General features: G+C 44.1%; 14 protein-coding genes. 2 read left to right on the top strand and 12 right to left on the bottom strand.

Annotated elements, in window-relative coordinates:
- Positions 1–68 precede the first annotated feature (68 nt).
- The 6 genes from HED67_RS08340 to HED67_RS08315 all read right to left on the bottom strand — a co-directional run bounded on the left by HED67_RS08340 (position 69) and on the right by HED67_RS08315 (position 6214).
- A complete protein-coding gene (locus HED67_RS08340; RefSeq protein ID WP_330656567.1) occupies positions 69–1070 on the bottom strand; it encodes a sensor histidine kinase in 1002 nt (333 codons plus the stop codon).
- Positions 1067–1759, bottom strand: coding sequence for a response regulator transcription factor (locus HED67_RS08335; protein WP_221718035.1), 693 nt, complete (start codon positions 1757–1759; stop codon positions 1067–1069). Before HED67_RS08335 ends, HED67_RS08340 begins: the two co-directional genes overlap by 4 nt.
- A gap of 10 nt (positions 1760–1769) precedes the next feature.
- Positions 1770–2336, bottom strand: coding sequence for a hypothetical protein (locus tag HED67_RS08330; RefSeq protein WP_178438874.1), 567 nt, complete (start codon positions 2334–2336; stop codon positions 1770–1772).
- A 110-nt stretch (positions 2337–2446) separates the two neighbouring features.
- Entirely contained in the window at positions 2447–3706 is a 1260-nt protein-coding gene (gene hflX / locus HED67_RS08325; RefSeq protein ID WP_178438872.1) for a GTPase HflX, read from the bottom strand.
- Between the two features lie 44 nt (positions 3707–3750).
- Positions 3751–5190, bottom strand: a complete 1440-nt coding sequence (locus tag HED67_RS08320) for a tetratricopeptide repeat protein (protein ID WP_178438870.1) — start codon at positions 5188–5190, stop codon at positions 3751–3753.
- Between the two features lie 79 nt (positions 5191–5269).
- Complete coding sequence (locus HED67_RS08315) at positions 5270–6214, bottom strand: magnesium transporter CorA family protein (protein ID WP_178438866.1); 945 nt, start codon at positions 6212–6214, stop codon at positions 5270–5272.
- A 239-nt stretch (positions 6215–6453) separates the two neighbouring features.
- Between HED67_RS08315 and HED67_RS08310 the strand changes: the two genes are divergently transcribed.
- Entirely contained in the window at positions 6454–9615 is a 3162-nt protein-coding gene (locus HED67_RS08310; RefSeq protein ID WP_221718034.1) for an ATP-binding protein, read from the top strand.
- 274 nt (positions 9616–9889) lie between these two features.
- Here HED67_RS08310 and HED67_RS08305 read toward each other — a convergent pair whose 3' ends face one another.
- Together HED67_RS08305 and HED67_RS08300 are read right to left on the bottom strand one after the other, a co-directional pair.
- Entirely contained in the window at positions 9890–11632 is a 1743-nt protein-coding gene (locus HED67_RS08305; RefSeq protein ID WP_221718033.1) for a S8 family peptidase, read from the bottom strand.
- 37 nt (positions 11633–11669) lie between these two features.
- Positions 11670–12455 carry a hypothetical protein gene (locus HED67_RS08300; RefSeq protein WP_221718032.1) on the bottom strand — a complete coding sequence of 262 codons (786 nt, stop codon included), beginning with the start codon at positions 12453–12455 and terminating at the stop codon, positions 11670–11672.
- Positions 12456–12872: 417 nt separating this feature from the next.
- Between HED67_RS08300 and HED67_RS08295 the strand changes: the two genes are divergently transcribed.
- Positions 12873–13112, top strand: a complete 240-nt coding sequence (locus HED67_RS08295; RefSeq protein ID WP_178438840.1) for a hypothetical protein — start codon at positions 12873–12875, stop codon at positions 13110–13112.
- A gap of 268 nt (positions 13113–13380) precedes the next feature.
- On the opposite strand, the gene HED67_RS08290 is transcribed toward HED67_RS08295, so the two are convergent.
- The 4 genes from HED67_RS08290 to HED67_RS08275 form a co-directional block, all read right to left on the bottom strand.
- Positions 13381–13575: a hypothetical protein gene (locus tag HED67_RS08290; RefSeq protein WP_221718031.1), complete on the bottom strand. Its 195-nt coding sequence runs from the start codon at positions 13573–13575 to the stop codon at positions 13381–13383.
- Between the two features lie 165 nt (positions 13576–13740).
- A complete protein-coding gene (locus HED67_RS08285; protein ID WP_178438833.1) occupies positions 13741–13995 on the bottom strand; it encodes an HPr family phosphocarrier protein in 255 nt (84 codons plus the stop codon).
- Positions 13996–14213: 218 nt separating this feature from the next.
- Positions 14214–14591: an ArsR/SmtB family transcription factor gene (locus HED67_RS08280; RefSeq protein WP_178438829.1), complete on the bottom strand. Its 378-nt coding sequence runs from the start codon at positions 14589–14591 to the stop codon at positions 14214–14216.
- Positions 14592–14654: 63 nt separating this feature from the next.
- Positions 14655–16235: a DEAD/DEAH box helicase gene (locus HED67_RS08275; protein ID WP_178438827.1), complete on the bottom strand. Its 1581-nt coding sequence runs from the start codon at positions 16233–16235 to the stop codon at positions 14655–14657.
- Between the last annotated feature and the right edge of the window lie 182 nt (positions 16236–16417).

Here is a 16417-nt window from a genome sequence, read left to right as displayed (position 1 = left end):
CTTTTCATCCGCTCCATCGAATGACCTTACAGACTTCTTACACTTTTGTAAGAAGTGCTGTTCCTTTTCTACTCAAACATACGCTCCGCTGTATTCAGATTCAATTTGATCACAGTCCCTTTATCCGGTTCCGATTCAGCCGAAATACCATGGCCCAGGTTATGGCAGATCCTGGCACAAAGATACAGCCCCAGTCCGCTGGCTTTTTTATCCGCTCGGCCATTATACCCGGTGTACCCCTTCTCAAATATTCTCGGCAGATCCTCCGGTGCAATCCCTATACCCGTATCACGGATACACAGTGTCTTCGGCGATTCCAGATAAATGGACACGCAGCCCTGCTGTGTATACTTCACTGCATTTGAAAGGATCTGTTCAATAACAAAAAGCAGCCATTTCTCGTCCGTCATGACCTGTGCATTCAGCGGCTGATAATCCAAATGAATCTTTTTGCCGATAAACTGCCCCGCAAATTTGCGCAATGCCTGCCGCAGGATATCGTCCAGCTCATAAACAGCAATAACATAATCCCTGGTATCTGTGTCCAATCTGAGATAACACAATACCATATCCACGTACTGCTCCACCCTGGCAAGCTCCACAGAAAGCTTTCTTGATAAAGATGAATCTGTATTCTGCAAAGTCAGCCGCATAGCTGCTATCGGTGTTTTAATCTGATGTGCCCAGACAGTATAATAATCCATCATATCCTGATATTGAAAAGACATCTCATCCTTCATCCTGCGCTGTCCATCCTGAAGGTGAACAATGATCTGCTGATAATCCGTCTCCAGCGCACTTACTGCTTCCGGGAAATCCGTCACCACATCAAAAGGCATCGCCGACAATTGCTGCAGTCTTTCATGTCTTACTGCAAACTTTCTGTAATCCCATACAAGAAAAAGCATCCCTGTAAAAAAGCACAGCAACACCGGATAAAAAATCGCAGCTAGGGGCAGATGATACAAGGCAAAGGTCACAAAAAATATAACCGCAAAAAGTCCCTCTTTCAGGAACAGACCTTTCTTTTGTCCCAACCACTTCACAAAACTGATTTTTTCTTCCATCATTCCTGCCCTTTCTCCTCCGAAAAAATCACATAACCCACACCGAATTTTGTTGTAATAAAATCTTTCAGCCCGGCTCCCTCCAGCTTCTTCCTAAGACGGTTCACATTCACTGTCAGCGTGTTGTCATCAATAAAACTGTCCGTTTCCCAAAGCCGTTCCATCAAACGTTCCCGGCTGACAATCTTACCGGCGTTCTCCATAAGGATTTTTAAAATACCATATTCATTGCGGGATAAAGCAATTTGTTCACCCCTGTAAGTCAGTGAATGATCATCTACATTAAGAACCGCCTCCCGGCATTGCAGAACATGCCCTGTCTTTGCAAAATCATAGGTTCTTCGAAGCATCGCCTGCATTTTGGCAATCAGCACCGTCTGGTCAAAGGGTTTAGCAATAAAATCATCACCGCCCATATTCATGGCCATAACTATATTCATGTTGTCCGAAGCAGAGGATATAAAAATTACCGGTACACGTGAGACTTTTCGAATCTCACCGCACCAGTAATAACCGTTGAAAAAAGGCAGACCGATATCCATCAATACAAGATGCGGATCAAATTCCGCAAATTCTGCCATGACATTTCTGAAATTTGTCACACTGTGTGTTTCAAAATTCCACATTTTCGCCTGCTCGCTGACCGCTTCAGCAATGCCGGCATCATCTTCCACAATCAATATTCTGTACATTCAATGCCTCCTAATGCCTGCGCTGCAAGGTATTTAAAACACCATTTAATCGAACCAGATAAAGGACTTCGCACACAAGTGCCATAACCGCACATACATAATAAGCAAACAAGATTTCCACTGAAGCAGATCTAAAGCAAAGTACCAGGATCAAAACACAGATCAGCACCTGAAACAGGCTCATATAGCGCCACCATCTCTTGAATTTCTCCAACTTCAAATCACCGGACACATCGTTCTCAATCTCATATAAAGACTGCAGAAACAGATAAAGCACATAAAAAAGTACCACATAATAAATCAGAGATAAAGCCGTCTCAAGCCAGGCAATATCCGCACCGATCCCTGTCAACGCCATCACATAAAGAATTGCCGAATAAGCGGTCAATACAAGCAGCGTTGTCCTTGCTGTCGCCAGTCGCTGGCATGTCTTCGGATAAGCAGCCATGATATCCTTAAAACCAAGATAAAGTAAAAAACAACCAATGAAGTCCGGCAGGATTCCGAATCTCATACTACCATTTGTAACTGTAAAATCAAGCAGCGCCAGAATTGCGCCAATAAAAATCTTTATCATACCTCTCTCTTCTCCTTTTAATCCTTTTACATGTCGGCACACCCTGACTGACGCGTAATCAGTCATTACAGCAGACGCACCTGTTCTGTTCATAAAGCAAGGGCTGAGCCTTAAAAGCTCAGCCGTGCATAAATATCCTTTGGAATATAGGCTTTCACATAAATGCCGTCTTCCTGATAACGTTCCTCCAGAAGCTGACCATACTTTCGGATCACCGCGATCTCACCCGCATGGGCATAATCAAAGACCCTCTCGATCAGCAGCTTATTCGCTCTCAGAATCGTCTGCACTGTCGAAAGCAGCGCATCCAGTCCTGTTCCCTGCTTCACCGAAGCTGTCACTGTATAGTCAGCCCTGAAATCCTTTAGACTGACAAGACTTTCCTGATCCTGGATCAGATCCGTTTTGTTAAACACTGTGATAATCTTCTTGTCCTTAATATCCAATGCCGCCAGGGTCTCATACACAACGTGCATATGCATCTCTGCCTGAGGATTGGAGGCATCTACCATATGGATCAGAATATCGGCGTACTTCGCCTCCTCCAGTGTACTTCTGAATGCATCTACCAGATGATGCGGCAGCTTATGAATAAAACCGACGGTATCTGTCAGCAACAGTTCCTGCCCGTCATCCAGTGTCAGATTCCTTGTTGTCGGATCAAGGGTGGCAAAAAGCTTGTCCTCCTCAAGAACACCGGCACCTGTCAGTCTGTTCAGAAGTGTGGACTTACCGGCATTGGTATAACCAACGATGGCAGCCACCGGGATCTGATTTCTCTGACGCTGCTGTCTGGCCACTTCACGGTGCCGCTTCACATCTTCCAACTCACGCTTCAGCTGTGAAATACGTTCTCTGATCAATCGTCGGTCCACTTCCAGTTTCTTCTCACCGGGGCCTCTTGTACCGATACCGCCGCCAAGACGTGAAAGTGAATTTCTCATGCCCACCAGACGGGTGGCTCTGTAACGCAGCTGTGCCAGCTCTACCTGAATCTTACCCTCACGGGTTGTGGCCCGTTGGGCAAAAATATCCAGGATCAGCAATGTACGATCCATCACCTTGATATCCAGCACATCCTCCATATTGGCCATCTGCGCCGGTGATAACTCATCATCACAGATGATACCTGTTGCATGGGTCTCTGAGATGAGAAATGCCAATTCTTCCAGCTTACCCTTGCCGAGATAAGTTCCCGGATGGATCATCTCTCTATTCTGGATCAGTCTTCCCACAGTCACTGCCCCGGCTGTCTTCGCCAGTTCTTCCAGCTCATCCAGTGACTCATCCGTCACCGATGTCTCTCCCAGAGCAACACCCACAAGAATGACTTCTTCTGTTACCTGTTTATTCTCATAAAAATCTGCCATAAATTCTCCTATTTCTCAAACTATATGATAAGGTTCGCAGGCTGCTACTGCGTCACGCGGCTCTGGAGGAACAGGTACTCTTTCTGACCATTGGCATCGTCCGGATACTTACTGGCGTAAGCCTTCGCCGTATTATAAGCATCTTCCCATTTCTCCAGATGTTCATAAGTAATGATCAAGTTAAAAGATAAAGCTTCATCTGATTCCCGATCATTATAGGTAAGACCGCTCTCACAGGCCTTAGCTGCATTCTCATAATCACCCTTTGCCAACAGACATACGGCATATTCATTATATGCCTTAGCTGCCAGTGACGCATCCAGACTCTTGACATCCGCCTCATCAAAAAAGCGCGTATACTCTTCAAGTGCTGTATCATAATCCTTCTGGTTCATGGCAATCTCGCCAAGCCCCAGCAATGCCGCCTTATACCCCTTGTCATAGGATTTGTTCAGCATGTCAGAGGCATTGGTATCATCCTGAAGATCCATATAGATCATACCGCGGTTAAAATAGTCTTCTCCGCTGCTGCCGGATAAACCAAGTGCATCATTCAGCACCTGCTTTGCCTCATCATCTTTGCCCTGTGCCTCAAGGGCACTATATAACGTTCTGTAAATGGAATAACTCTTTCTGCTCTGATCAATCGCTGCATACAGATCCTTCTCTGCCGATGCATAATCCTGTATCTGCATGTAGGCCATACCACGAAGCATTCTCGTTCCCGCATCATCCTTCAGATCAATGATCTGGCCATAGGACTGTACCGCAGCCTGATAATCCCCGGACTTCTGCTCTGCTTCAGCTTTGTAGTATAAAGTATCAATTCTGATATCATTGCTCTGACTGCTGACTGCCAGTGCCTCATTGAACCACTTCACTGCATCCTCATAATTTCCCTGGTAAAGACAGGCAATTCCCCGTCCGCGGTTCAGATTGACCTTTTGATCATCACTCTCTGCTGCACTCTCGGCCTGATTAAAATAACCCAGGGCTTCATCATAAGATTTCTGTTCGATATACGCCATACCCAGATGGACAAAATAATCCGCATTATTGCCGTCATAGGATATTGCCTCTTTGAATTCATTGACGGCTGTCTCATAATCCCCATTCTCATAGGCATTCAGGCCTTTATTGTCATGTCTTGACCCACTGTTGTAGTTCTTAACCATAAAAACAGTGACAACCAGTGCCACTACAATTAAACAGGAAGCAATGATCCTCAATGCTCTCTGTCGCTTCCTGCGCTGTATGATCTTCCGGCGGCGTTCCTGATGCTGCCGTCTTCTGCGTACCTCAGCAATCTGTGCCCGCTTCTCCTTCTCTTCTTCACTAAGCTCCCGGGATGATCGCTTCCTGTTCGAAGAAGCCGCATATTCCGGGTGGACTTTACTTGTTATATTTTTAATACGGTTTTTCTCAGAACCTCGGTCACTTTGCAGATTTTTTTTCTTTCTTATGTTCTTGTCATCTAATGCCAAGCTTTCACACCTCCTCGGTCATTGTCATCCGGTTTCACGGATGACTTCTGCAAACAAAATATCAATACAGAATAAAATACTACAGCATGCGTTTTCTCCAGAGGATCCATAAAATAAACAGACACAGCAGAAATGTCAGACCGCATATAATGCCAAATCCCATTTTCATAGAACCAAAAGGCATACCAACCGTATCTACATTCATTCCGTACAAACCTGATATAATCGTCGGCACAGCCATAACAAGTGTAATGGAAGTCAGATACTTCATCGTATTGTTCAGACGGTTGTTGATAACATTGGACATCAGCTCGCTGGTACCATCGATGATCTCTCTGTAGATCGTCGCCATCTCTATAGCCTGCCGGTTCTCGACCTGTACATCCTCAAGAAGATCCTCATCCTCCGGAAACTGCGGAATGTGTTTGTAGCGGCGCAGTCTGTCAATAACCATGCCTGCAGCTCGCAGAGAGGTTTCAAAATAGACCAGTGTAGACTCCAGATCGTGAAGCTCCACCAGATCCGCCTCGTCTTCCTTCTCCTCGCCGATTCGTGCCTCGATAGCCAGACGGCGATTATCAACAGAACGAAGCACATTCTGATAAGTCGTCATTGAATTCAAAAGAATCTGATAGACAAAACGTGTTCTCTTCTTCGTTGAAAAATAACGGACATGGCTCTTGATAAAGGTATTCAGTATCGGTGTATCCTCACTGCATATAGTTATAATCGCACCATCCGCAAGGATCAGACCAAGAGGAATAGTTGTATAGACCTTCTTCTCATGTTGGATCTCACTTGCCGGTATATCTACCAGCACCAGTGTATAGTCATCCTCCAGAACAATACGGGATTTCTCCTCCTCATCTAATGCGGCCCGCATATCTTCAATATCAATATTGTACTTCTTCGCGACAGGCTCCATCTCCCACATGGTTGCAGCTGTTACTTTGACCCAACAGCCCTCTTCAAAGTCTTGTAAAGCGTTCAGCTTTCCGCCTTCTGTCTCATATATATTTACCATGTGTCTCACCTGCCTTATGTATTTTATTCTTATATTCTTCATCAGGACTCTCCTGAAAATCCTGCCGGGAAATTCTTTCCCATATTTTATACCATACCCATCTTAACATACCCGCACCCACTTCTCAAGCATTTTTCCTATTCCGGGAAATAAAACCCACCGAAATGATTTCAAAAAAAGGTAAACTATGTTAAAATGGAACTAATGCTGAAAAATATGGATTGAAATGGAGTTTATAAATGATAAAACATTCCAACAAAAAAGCCTCATATATATTTCGTCTTTTAATGTCCGTTTTTACGTTAATACTGATTATCCTTTTCTTTTTTATTATGTCTATTGTCAGCCGCATCCAGGGAACAGCAAGGATTGTCAATTACTCCGGACTTGTACGGGGGTGCACACAGCGCATCATCAAGTTTGAAGATGATGGACAGCCTCAGGATGAACTGATTGGAGAAGTTACCTCTTATATCGACGGTCTGAGAAACGGAAGTGATTCCCTGGATCTTATCCGTCTCAATGATGAAGCTTTTCAGAATAAAATGCAGGAACTGGAAACTTACTTTGAGGATTTGAAGCAGGAGATCCAACTGGTCCGTGAAAAAGGTTATGAGAATACAGACATCATCAGCAAGAGTGAGTATTTCTTTTCAATATGTGATACAGCCACCGGTCTGGCAGAAGCTTATTCCCAGCGTCTGGCCTCCTCTCTTAACCAATTGGAGCGTATCGTACTGGTGGATATCGTTTTGCTTATTCTGCTGATCGCTGCTGAATTTGTTCGAGCACTGCAGTATGCTGCACAGAACAGGGTCCTCCAGAGCAAAGTTTATCTGGATGAATCCACCGGTCTGCCGAACAAGAATAAATGCGAAGAGATTTTGAATGCACCGGATGCTGTGGATACTGCTTCTTCCGTTGCTGTCTGCGTTTTTGATCTGAATAATCTGCGCAACATCAACAATAATCTCGGTCATGATAAGGGTGATGAATATATCCGCACCTTTGCCATCCAGCTTCGAAAAGCGATTCCGGCGCAGCACTTTGTCGGAAGGGACGGCGGTGATGAGTTCATTGCCATTTTTCATAATATGACCCACAGCGACATACAAAAGTGTCTTCAGGATATCCGTCAGTACATTGATGATTATTCCACACTGCATCCGGAGATGCCGCTGAGCTATGCTGCGGGATATGCATTATCCACAGATTATGACACCTGTACCATGCGTGACCTGTTTATCCATGCCGACAAGAATATGTATATTGACAAGAACCAAGCCAGGATTGAAGAAGCTGCGGCAGTCAAAAAGCTGCACTATCGTCTTCTGAACCAGATCAATACCCAGGGATATCTCTTTTCTGACTGTATTTACTGTGATGCCCGGTTGGATCAGTATACCATTCTTCGTGCCAGCTCTAATTTCTTTCTTGCAGATAACGGCAGTTATTCAGGTGCTGTTGAACAGATCGTTCAAAATCTCACAGATGACGGCACCCACCGTTCTCTGTGGCAGACACTGCAGCTTTCCAATATCGCTGCTCAGCTTTCCGGCTCTGACTGTCATCTCTCAGTACCGTATCAATACCACAAAGACGGCACTGTACACCGGGGTCGGCTGACAATTTTGTTTGCAGACGCCGATGCAGCCGGACAGCTCCACCACTTTATTCTCGGCTTTGAAAGCTTTCACAAGAAAGCAGACAGCCTTGACAACGAGAAGCGCCAGCTGACACAATATTACGAACAGATGAAGCAGTCCATTATTGAAAACAGCAATTATGTTGATGCCCTGATGGAAACGGCAGAAGCCGTCTACAATGTTGACCTCACCCATGATCAGCTGGAGAAGATTTTCTATCATGCCGCTGCAGATGATTTCAGCTTCGGAATTCATCCGCCCTGCTCTTACAATGAATACTGCATGGCCCGGAGCCAGTATATTTCTGAAGAAACAATGGAGAATTACCGGATTGTTGATTCCTCCGAAAAACTGCTGGAACGTTTTCGTACCGGTTCCAAACAGATCACCGTCGAATACCGGGAAAAGTCAGCCGACGGCAACTGGGTATGGCTTCAGAAAATGGTTCTGATGTCTCAGGATACACTTTATGACGAGAAAACCAATCGTGAAATCCCCGTAGTCCATGGTATGATCTTGTTCAGGAATACATCTGTTTTTCACGAAAAAGAACAACAGGAAAAAGAGCGCCTGCAAGTTGCTTTCGAGGAAGCGGATTCAGCCAATAAGGCCAAAACGGAATTTATGAACCGTATGAGCCATGATATCCGCACACCGATCAACGGCATTATGGGTATGCTTGAAATCATCCGCAAAAACCGTTCTGACGAAAAGAAGGTTGATGATTGTCTGAATAAAATTCATCTCTCATCCAGTCATCTTCTGGCTCTGATTAATGATGTTCTGGATATGAGCAAACTGGAATCGGGACATGAAGATCTGGAACAGATACCATTTGATCTGCAGGAACTGATGTCAGAAGTCTCTTCCCTTGTGGATGCCCAGATGATCGAACGCGGGATCACCTATCATATTCACAAGAAGAATATACAGCATATCCGACTGGTGGGAAGCCCACTTCGAATCCGCCAGATTATGCTTAACCTGTTCAGCAACGCCATCAAATACAACAAGCCGGGCGGAAGCATTGATACTTATGCCAGCGAAATTTCTTTCGATGATACAACTGCAGTCTATGAATTTATGATCCGGGATACCGGCATTGGTATATCTGAGTCCTTCATAAAAGAAAAATTGTTCCAGCCTTTTACTCAGGAAGAAACGGATGCCCGCACACAATACAAAGGCACCGGTCTTGGTATGTCCATCGTCAAAGCACTGATCGACAAAATGGGCGGAACGATTCAGGTAGAAAGTACCCTTAACGTCGGTACGACCTTCACCTTCCGACTTCCGCTCCGGATTGATTCATCTTCCAAATATCCATCTTCTGAAGCAGAAAGCACTCTGCCGGAGATTCAGAAAGGTCGGGAATTGTCAGGACTTCACCTGCTGATCGTAGAAGACAATGCCATCAATATGGAGATTGCTGAATTTTATCTTGAAGATCACGGTGCCGTTGTCTCCAAAGCATGGAATGGGCAGGAAGCCATCCACCAGTTCAAAGCTTCCGATCCCGGCAGCTTTGATGCTATATTGATGGATATCATGATGCCTGTCATGGATGGCCTTGAAGCAACCCGAAGAATCCGCGCACTTTCAAGAAGTGATGCACAGTCAGTTGTTATTCTGGCCATGACCGCACAATGCACATCAGACAGTATCAGCCAGAGTCAAAAAGCCGGTATGAACGGTCATCTGATCAAACCCCTTGACTCAGAAAAAATGATTGAAATGATTTTACAGTCCCTATAAACAAATAAGCTGTCGGGCAAATACTGAACCCGACAGCTTATACGATTATGTAGCAGAAAAGAGGCAATTGCTAAAAATAGAATTGATTCCGATCAGAAATAATCGACAATATTCAAGACTCCAAACAGCCCATTTCCGAAGACCACGATATTTTATATCTTTTAGTTCACGATTCTCTAAAGAACAGAATGAAAAAACAGAGAAAATGATCCCCCTTGAATTGTTGGAAAAATGTAGTATTCTCAATAACATGCCACTTGCATATATTTAGCTTTCACATATGAGAGAGACTTTTGGCTGTACATAAGGCCCCATATCCCACTCGAACATCCGGATAAACACTGATACCACGCAGTGATCTTGCCCCTGCCAGTAAATAGGCCTTTAATTTATCCCCATACAAATACGGATCATTTTTCCTCACAATACCATACTCCATCAACAATGCCGCCGATCCTGTTACAAAAGGAGCCGCAAATGAAGTCCCTGATACCACCGTATAACCGCCCCCGGCCGCTGTTGTGGTGATATTCACCCCCGGTGCTGCAAGCTCAGGCTTCACTCGCCCAAAAGCTCCGATATAACCTCTCCCTGAAAAATCCGCATAATCATCCAGCCACGCATTGTAAGCACCTACGGTTACGGCTTTTTCCGCAGTTCCGGGCACTGTAATGGTCAGATCAGGATCCGGGCGCAAAAACCCGGTATTTCTATTTAAAATACCTGAGGTCGGCAGCCACATCTGTATATTCCCTCTGGTAATTTTTCCCGGCAGGAGCCGAATGGTCCAGATTCCCTCTGTGATATATTGCTCCCGGGGAACAAGGTCAATATAGATTTCCTGATCTGAAGAATAGGGTGTCGGTTCTCCGTAATACAAAAGTATCTCTGTATCACCAAGACGGAAACGTTGTGTACCGAGTATTTTCTTTATTGCCCCGCTGCTCTCCCCTGACGGGCTGATAATCTCAATAGCGGCTTCATCTCCATAATATTTCCAAATCTGAATATTCAATGTCGGTTCGTATTCGCTGACGCTGATATCGACATTCAAATTCTGGCCGGATATCATCACCGATGAAAAATGCCCTGCAGAAGCTGCATCGTTCCCGGCCGCAATGACAATACTGCATTTCCACATCTGAGATACCGCATTGATATAAGACTCCAGAAGAGATTCACCATCATGGGCACCATAGCTGTTGCCAAAGCTGATATTCACAGCTACAGGCTTTCCCACCCGAACTGCCTCACGAATAACGAAATCCAGCCCAAGCATCAATTCTGTTGTTCTTGGAAACCCCCTTGGATTTGCTGTTCCCATTTTCACCACAAGCAGCTCACTTCCCGGCGCTGTGCCTCTGTTGATTTTGCCGGAACTGTTACCATTTCCTGCCATAATGCCCGCCACCGCGGTTCCATGCCCATTTCTGTCTTCACTTGGTACAATCTTTTTTCTCTCTTCCGTCGTTTCTGCTGAAAGTGCCCGGTTAATATCTTCCATTGTATACAATACACCTCTGTCATATCCTTCCGGCGGCATACCCTGAACGCTCTGATCCCATAGTGCATGGATCCTCGTTGTCCCGTCAGGATTTCTGAAATCCCTATGTGTATAATCAATCCCGGAATCAATGAGGGCTGTCAGAACGCCCTCTCCTGTCAACTGCAGCGGCGGTGCCTGCACAGAGTTGATACAGGAAACGCTTCTTCCCAAAGAAACAGCAAAAACCAGCTGTTTGGATTTTTCAATGTAGGTAATTGTTTCCTCATTTGAAAAATCCTCCAACTGGTTTTGCCTGATTGTTGCAATGGCGTATTGACCAAGTAAAGGTACGATCCGTATCCCGGGATAACGACTTTCAAGTGCCAGAATATCCCCGGTATATTTCACAATAATCTCCCATGTATCAGTCTGTGGATCAAAGCCCACACCGAGATTCTCCGACTTTTCCTTTTCTGAATTTGTAGAACCTGCTGCCAGATTCAGTAAGTTCTCGATTTTCTGGTCTGACATAGCAATGCTCCTCCATATCATTATCATTTAATAATAACTATATGTCTTTGATCAACCTGCAAGAACGAATGATTCTTTCACGGAGCCACTGCTTTCCTTCATCCGTGGACAGCACTTCCCTTCCACAGAAGAAAATTCCATCTTTATCTGCATCCTCATCCGGCTGTCCGATAATCCACAGTGCTTCCGGCTCACATTTCAATGCATCATAACGGTGGGTCACATCCTTCACTCTCTTACTGTGAAAATAGAGTTTTCGTGCAGGCACCTTCATCTCACCGAAAACCATCAATACAACCTGATCGGAAAGGACATGTAATTTCTGATGATTGGCTCTGACAAAACGGATCGCACGTCCCATATCATCAGCCTCACTGCCTTCCCGCAGATTCAGAATAAAGGCCTGACACCCCATTTCTGAAATGCCTGCTGCTATCTTCACCCCCTCCTCCATCATTTTCTGCCGGCCATTCTCCCATTCCGGACAGATGATAACGGCTGGTCTGTCTTCATTATCAGACACAAACGGAACTAAAACCGTATGTTCTGCCGCCTCTGCCTCGCCATCCGGCAATCCCCGCCAGATTGGGATCGTTGTTTTATCTCCGGCTTCCCGCCTTTCCAGAATAAAATTTGCCGCATCCACCAGGTCCTGTCCCGGAAACTTCGTCATCTTCATCATATTTTTTAATTTCATTTTTGAAAAGGGCCATTTTACCTGACTGCATAATTCAAGATCAAAAAAAATGGGCAATTTCTTATTGACCCTGTCATTCTCTGTTATTTCTGTTACTGTACTCTCCAATGTAAATCTTTCGTTCATAAATCATCCTGCTCTTACTATCTTATCATTTCTTATCATTCGCTGTATAATTTCAGCTGCACGTTTCTCAGCCCCAATTGCTGGCTGTATTATTTTTATTCACGCTGTTTTTTATTGTAGCATTATCTTTTTTGCAAATCAACTCTTCTGATGTATAACATTATCCTTTTGTGGATATACTGTTATTGTTCTGATCGATATTGATCAGAATTATCCCCCAGATACAAAAGATAATTTACTTATCCTCCCCTTTTTTACCTCCGGTTTCTCAATCGAGCTGCCGGAGGTTTTCCTTTTTTTCCCCAGATCTTTCTTGACTTACAAAAGATGGCTGTTATACAATACCTAAAGAAACACACATGTTAGTTTCGAATGACTCAAAACGGAACACCGATTGCTTCCGGAAAGGAAATACCTATGAAAATAAAAAAAATATTTGCGCTGATCGCCGTTATTCTGCTTGTGGCACTATACGGTTCAACTGTGGTTTTTGCTCTGTCCGACAGTCCGAATGCCACCTATTTGTTCAAAGCTTCTATCTTCTGTACAGTTATTATTCCAGTCATCTTATACAGTTATGTTTTGGTGTACAGGATTTTTGGCCACAAAAAACAAGATTCGCCATCCAATTCGGAGGAAGCATCTTCAAAAAAATAACATTTGTTAATAAAATTTATATTTCTTTTATGATACAGACATAATTTGAACACATTTTTCGATTATAATAAAGTCATAGTAATCAAGCAGATGATTACTATGCAGTTTGATTTTTTCATAACATTCGCCGGATGGTTCCCCAATAGCCATCCGGCCTCCCTCTGTTTATAAGCCTTTTGCAGGGCTTTTTTATTTTTATACCAATAATCCGGCCAGACGTATTCCCTCTCGTTGCATAAGAAATGATATTCCATGCAATTGACACTTGCTATCTGTTTGGATGACGTTTTCTATAGACAATCTTCCCGTCTTCGATTTTCATCAATACCTTGGATTGGTCTTGATCAAGTTCCGAATAAGATTCTACTCTTTCATCATACACTGTCAGATTCGCCGGTTCACCCTCTTTCATCATCACAGGATTACCGAACATGATCTGATAATTGCCTTCCGCTGCAGTCAAATATACGCCCGCTGATCACAATATCCGCAAATACTTCTTCATTTTCTGCATATGACTCTTTCATAAAAATCCCATCCTTTCTGTCTGTTTTACAAATTTTCCCTGATAAAACAAAAAGAGCAGTCCTGCGACTGCCCTTCCAGTTTCATCCATTCGTCTTCTCTTTTATAAGTGTTCAATAAACTGAACCATGCCTTCCAAAGCCTCCTGCTCGTCCATGCCGTCACAGACAACGGTAATCTCTGTATCCTGTCTGATACAAAGACTTAAGATACCAAGAAGACTCTTCGCACTGATCTCCTTATCACCATGTGCCAGAGAAACTCTGCAGCGATACTTTAATGCTTCTTCCGCCAGCTCTCCTGCCGGACGAAGATGAAGACCATGTGGTGTATGAATTGTCACCTGTGCGCTAACCATAAAGATCAAACCCCCGTTACTTTCCCTATGTCATACCTTAGGTCTGCGCAGAAATCCTTATCCGGAATATGCCTGCACAGAAGTCCCTCATTCTGCGCCAAGTCTTTCATATCCTCGACTTGAATGTATGTATAGTATAACATCTTTTTGGGCAAAAAGCACGTTCTTTTTGGAAAAATCAATGAAATTTTTATGCAACTTCCATTATTTACCAACAATTAATCTTCCATGATATGTTCAAAAGCAACCTGAAACAACTTCTGAATATGTTCATCTGCCAATGAATAATAGCGAACCTTGCCGTCTCTTCGCGTCTTTACCAGACGCACCTGCTTGAGCATACGCAGCTGATGGGATACAGCTGACTGGTTCATTTCAAGCAGTACGGCAAGATCACTGACACACATCTCCGACTGTGCCAGTGCACAGATGATCTTTGATCTTGTAAGATCACCAAAGGCTTTAAATAACTCGGCCACATCGATCAGATCATCCATATCCGGCATGTGTGCCGCCACATATTCAACCACATCCGGATGTACCTGTGTCTGTCCTGACTCATTGATACCCTGTTCGTATTCATCATTTGTCTTCATATTCAATTCACCACTTTCACTTTAAAGAATCGTTGCTGTCAGGCACCTGTCAAATTCGATATATTACTTTCTATTGGCCGGCTCAATATTAATATTGCGGCCTTTGATACGTGCATGGGACATCGCATTCAGTACATCCCTGGCATATTCCTTCGGAACCTCAACAAATGTGTACTTGTCATACATATCGATGGTACCGATCAGACTGCCTGCAATACCTGTCTCACCGGCAATCGCCCCAAGAATATCACCCGGTCTTGCCTTCTGATTCTTGCCAATATTAATAAAAAGACGCACCATACCGTCCTCAGCACCTGTATCGCCAAAATCATCAACTTCAACACTCTTATCGTCATCGCCAAGTGCCATTCGCAAAAATGCTGCTGCAAGATCCAGTGTTGTATAATCTTCTTTCTCAAGCTTGTCTTCGATCATACTGATATAAGGCTTCAGATTTTCTTCATCGATCATACCTGTTACCTTTTCAAAAATCTTATCTGCCTTGACATTGGCCACATCATTCAATGAAGGCACCTGCTTTGCAATGATCTTTGTACGGCAGTAACGCTGAATATCCTTCAACTTGTAGAACTCACGGCCTGTAATAAATGTAAATGCCTTACCATTCTTGCCTGCACGGCCTGTTCTGCCGATTCGATGCACATAATATTCGTCATCCTGAGGAAGATCATAATTAAATACCGCATCCACATCGTCTACATCAATACCTCTGGCAGCCACATCCGTTGCAACAAGAATCTCTGTACGGCCATTGCGAAAACCATTCATCACACGGTCACGCTGCTGCTGCTTCATATCTCCGTGGAGACCTTCTGCGAAGTAACCTCTGCCCTTTAATCCTTCCACCAGCTCATCCACCTGTCTCTTTGTATTACAAAATACAACAGAGAGTGCTGGATTATAAATATCCAAAAGTCTTGAAAGCACTTCTTCTTTGTTCTTCGGACGCACTTCATAATAGTACTGCTCAATATTGGCAACTGTCAATTCCTTCTTCACAACCTTCACAATCTTGGCATCCTTCTGATAAGTTCTGGCAATTTCCATGATCGGCTGAGGCATTGTTGCTGAAAAAAGTAATGTCTGACGTTCTTCCGGTGTCTGGGAAAGAATTGTCTCAATATCTTCACGGAAGCCCATATTCAGCATTTCATCCGCTTCGTCCAGTACAAGGATCTTCAGATCATCCAACTTAATCGTATGGCGTCTCATATGGTCCATCACACGTCCCGGTGTACCGATCAGTACCTGAACACCGGTTTTCAGGGAACGGATCTGTTTCACAATATCCTGACCACCGTAAATCGGCAGTACTTTAATGCCATGCATAAACTTCGCCAGCTTACGGATCTCATCTGCTGACTGGATTGCCAGTTCTCTCGTCGGGCAGAGAACGATTGCCTGAACATGCCTGTTCTTCGGATCCACTTTCTGCAGCATCGGGATACCGAAAGAAGCCGTCTTACCTGTACCGGTCTGTGCCTGTCCGATAATATCCTGACCTGTCATCACTTCCGGAATAGCCTTAGCCTGAATAGGTGTTGCCTCTTCAAATCCCATCTCTGTTACAGCTCTTAAAATACGGTCATCTATTCCTAATTCTTCAAATCTCACTGGTTCCATCTTCAAACCTCCTGTATATGCACAAAAAAATAGCTTCAGAACCTCCAATCGATAGCACTACATGCTGTCATCGTTCTCAAGCATCTCTTTTGCAAAATATCTATAAAACAATGCGTTACATAAAACTTATATAAATGATAGCAGACCAGCGAATATTTGTCAATCCTATTACATAAAAAGCT

Source organism: Pseudocoprococcus catus, assembly GCF_019734885.1.
GTDB classification, from domain to species: Bacteria; Bacillota; Clostridia; order Lachnospirales; family Lachnospiraceae; genus Coprococcus_A; species Coprococcus_A catus.
Note: the sequence above shows the minus strand (reverse complement) of the source record. Positions and strands in the feature narration are given on the sequence as shown.

Coding starts and splice junctions, on each gene's coding strand:
- HED67_RS08330 (WP_178438874.1), bottom strand. CDS start 2,336: ATGATAAAGATTTTTATTGGCGCAATTCTGGCGCTGCTTGATTTTACA.
- HED67_RS08305 (WP_221718033.1), bottom strand. CDS start 11,632: ATGTCAGACCAGAAAATCGAGAACTTACTGAATCTGGCAGCAGGTTCT.
- HED67_RS08335 (WP_221718035.1), bottom strand. CDS start 1,759: ATGTACAGAATATTGATTGTGGAAGATGATGCCGGCATTGCTGAAGCG.
- HED67_RS08280 (WP_178438829.1), bottom strand. CDS start 14,591: ATGAAGACAAATGATGAATACGAACAGGGTATCAATGAGTCAGGACAG.
- HED67_RS08275 (WP_178438827.1), bottom strand. CDS start 16,235: ATGGAACCAGTGAGATTTGAAGAATTAGGAATAGATGACCGTATTTTA.
- HED67_RS08300 (WP_221718032.1), bottom strand. CDS start 12,455: ATGAACGAAAGATTTACATTGGAGAGTACAGTAACAGAAATAACAGAG.
- HED67_RS08340 (WP_330656567.1), bottom strand. CDS start 1,070: ATGATGGAAGAAAAAATCAGTTTTGTGAAGTGGTTGGGACAAAAGAAA.
- HED67_RS08285 (WP_178438833.1), bottom strand. CDS start 13,995: ATGGTTAGCGCACAGGTGACAATTCATACACCACATGGTCTTCATCTT.
- HED67_RS08315 (WP_178438866.1), bottom strand. CDS start 6,214: ATGGTAAATATATATGAGACAGAAGGCGGAAAGCTGAACGCTTTACAA.
- HED67_RS08295 (WP_178438840.1), top strand. CDS start 12,873: ATGAAAATAAAAAAAATATTTGCGCTGATCGCCGTTATTCTGCTTGTG.
- hflX (WP_178438872.1), bottom strand. CDS start 3,706: ATGGCAGATTTTTATGAGAATAAACAGGTAACAGAAGAAGTCATTCTT.
- HED67_RS08310 (WP_221718034.1), top strand. CDS start 6,454: ATGATAAAACATTCCAACAAAAAAGCCTCATATATATTTCGTCTTTTA.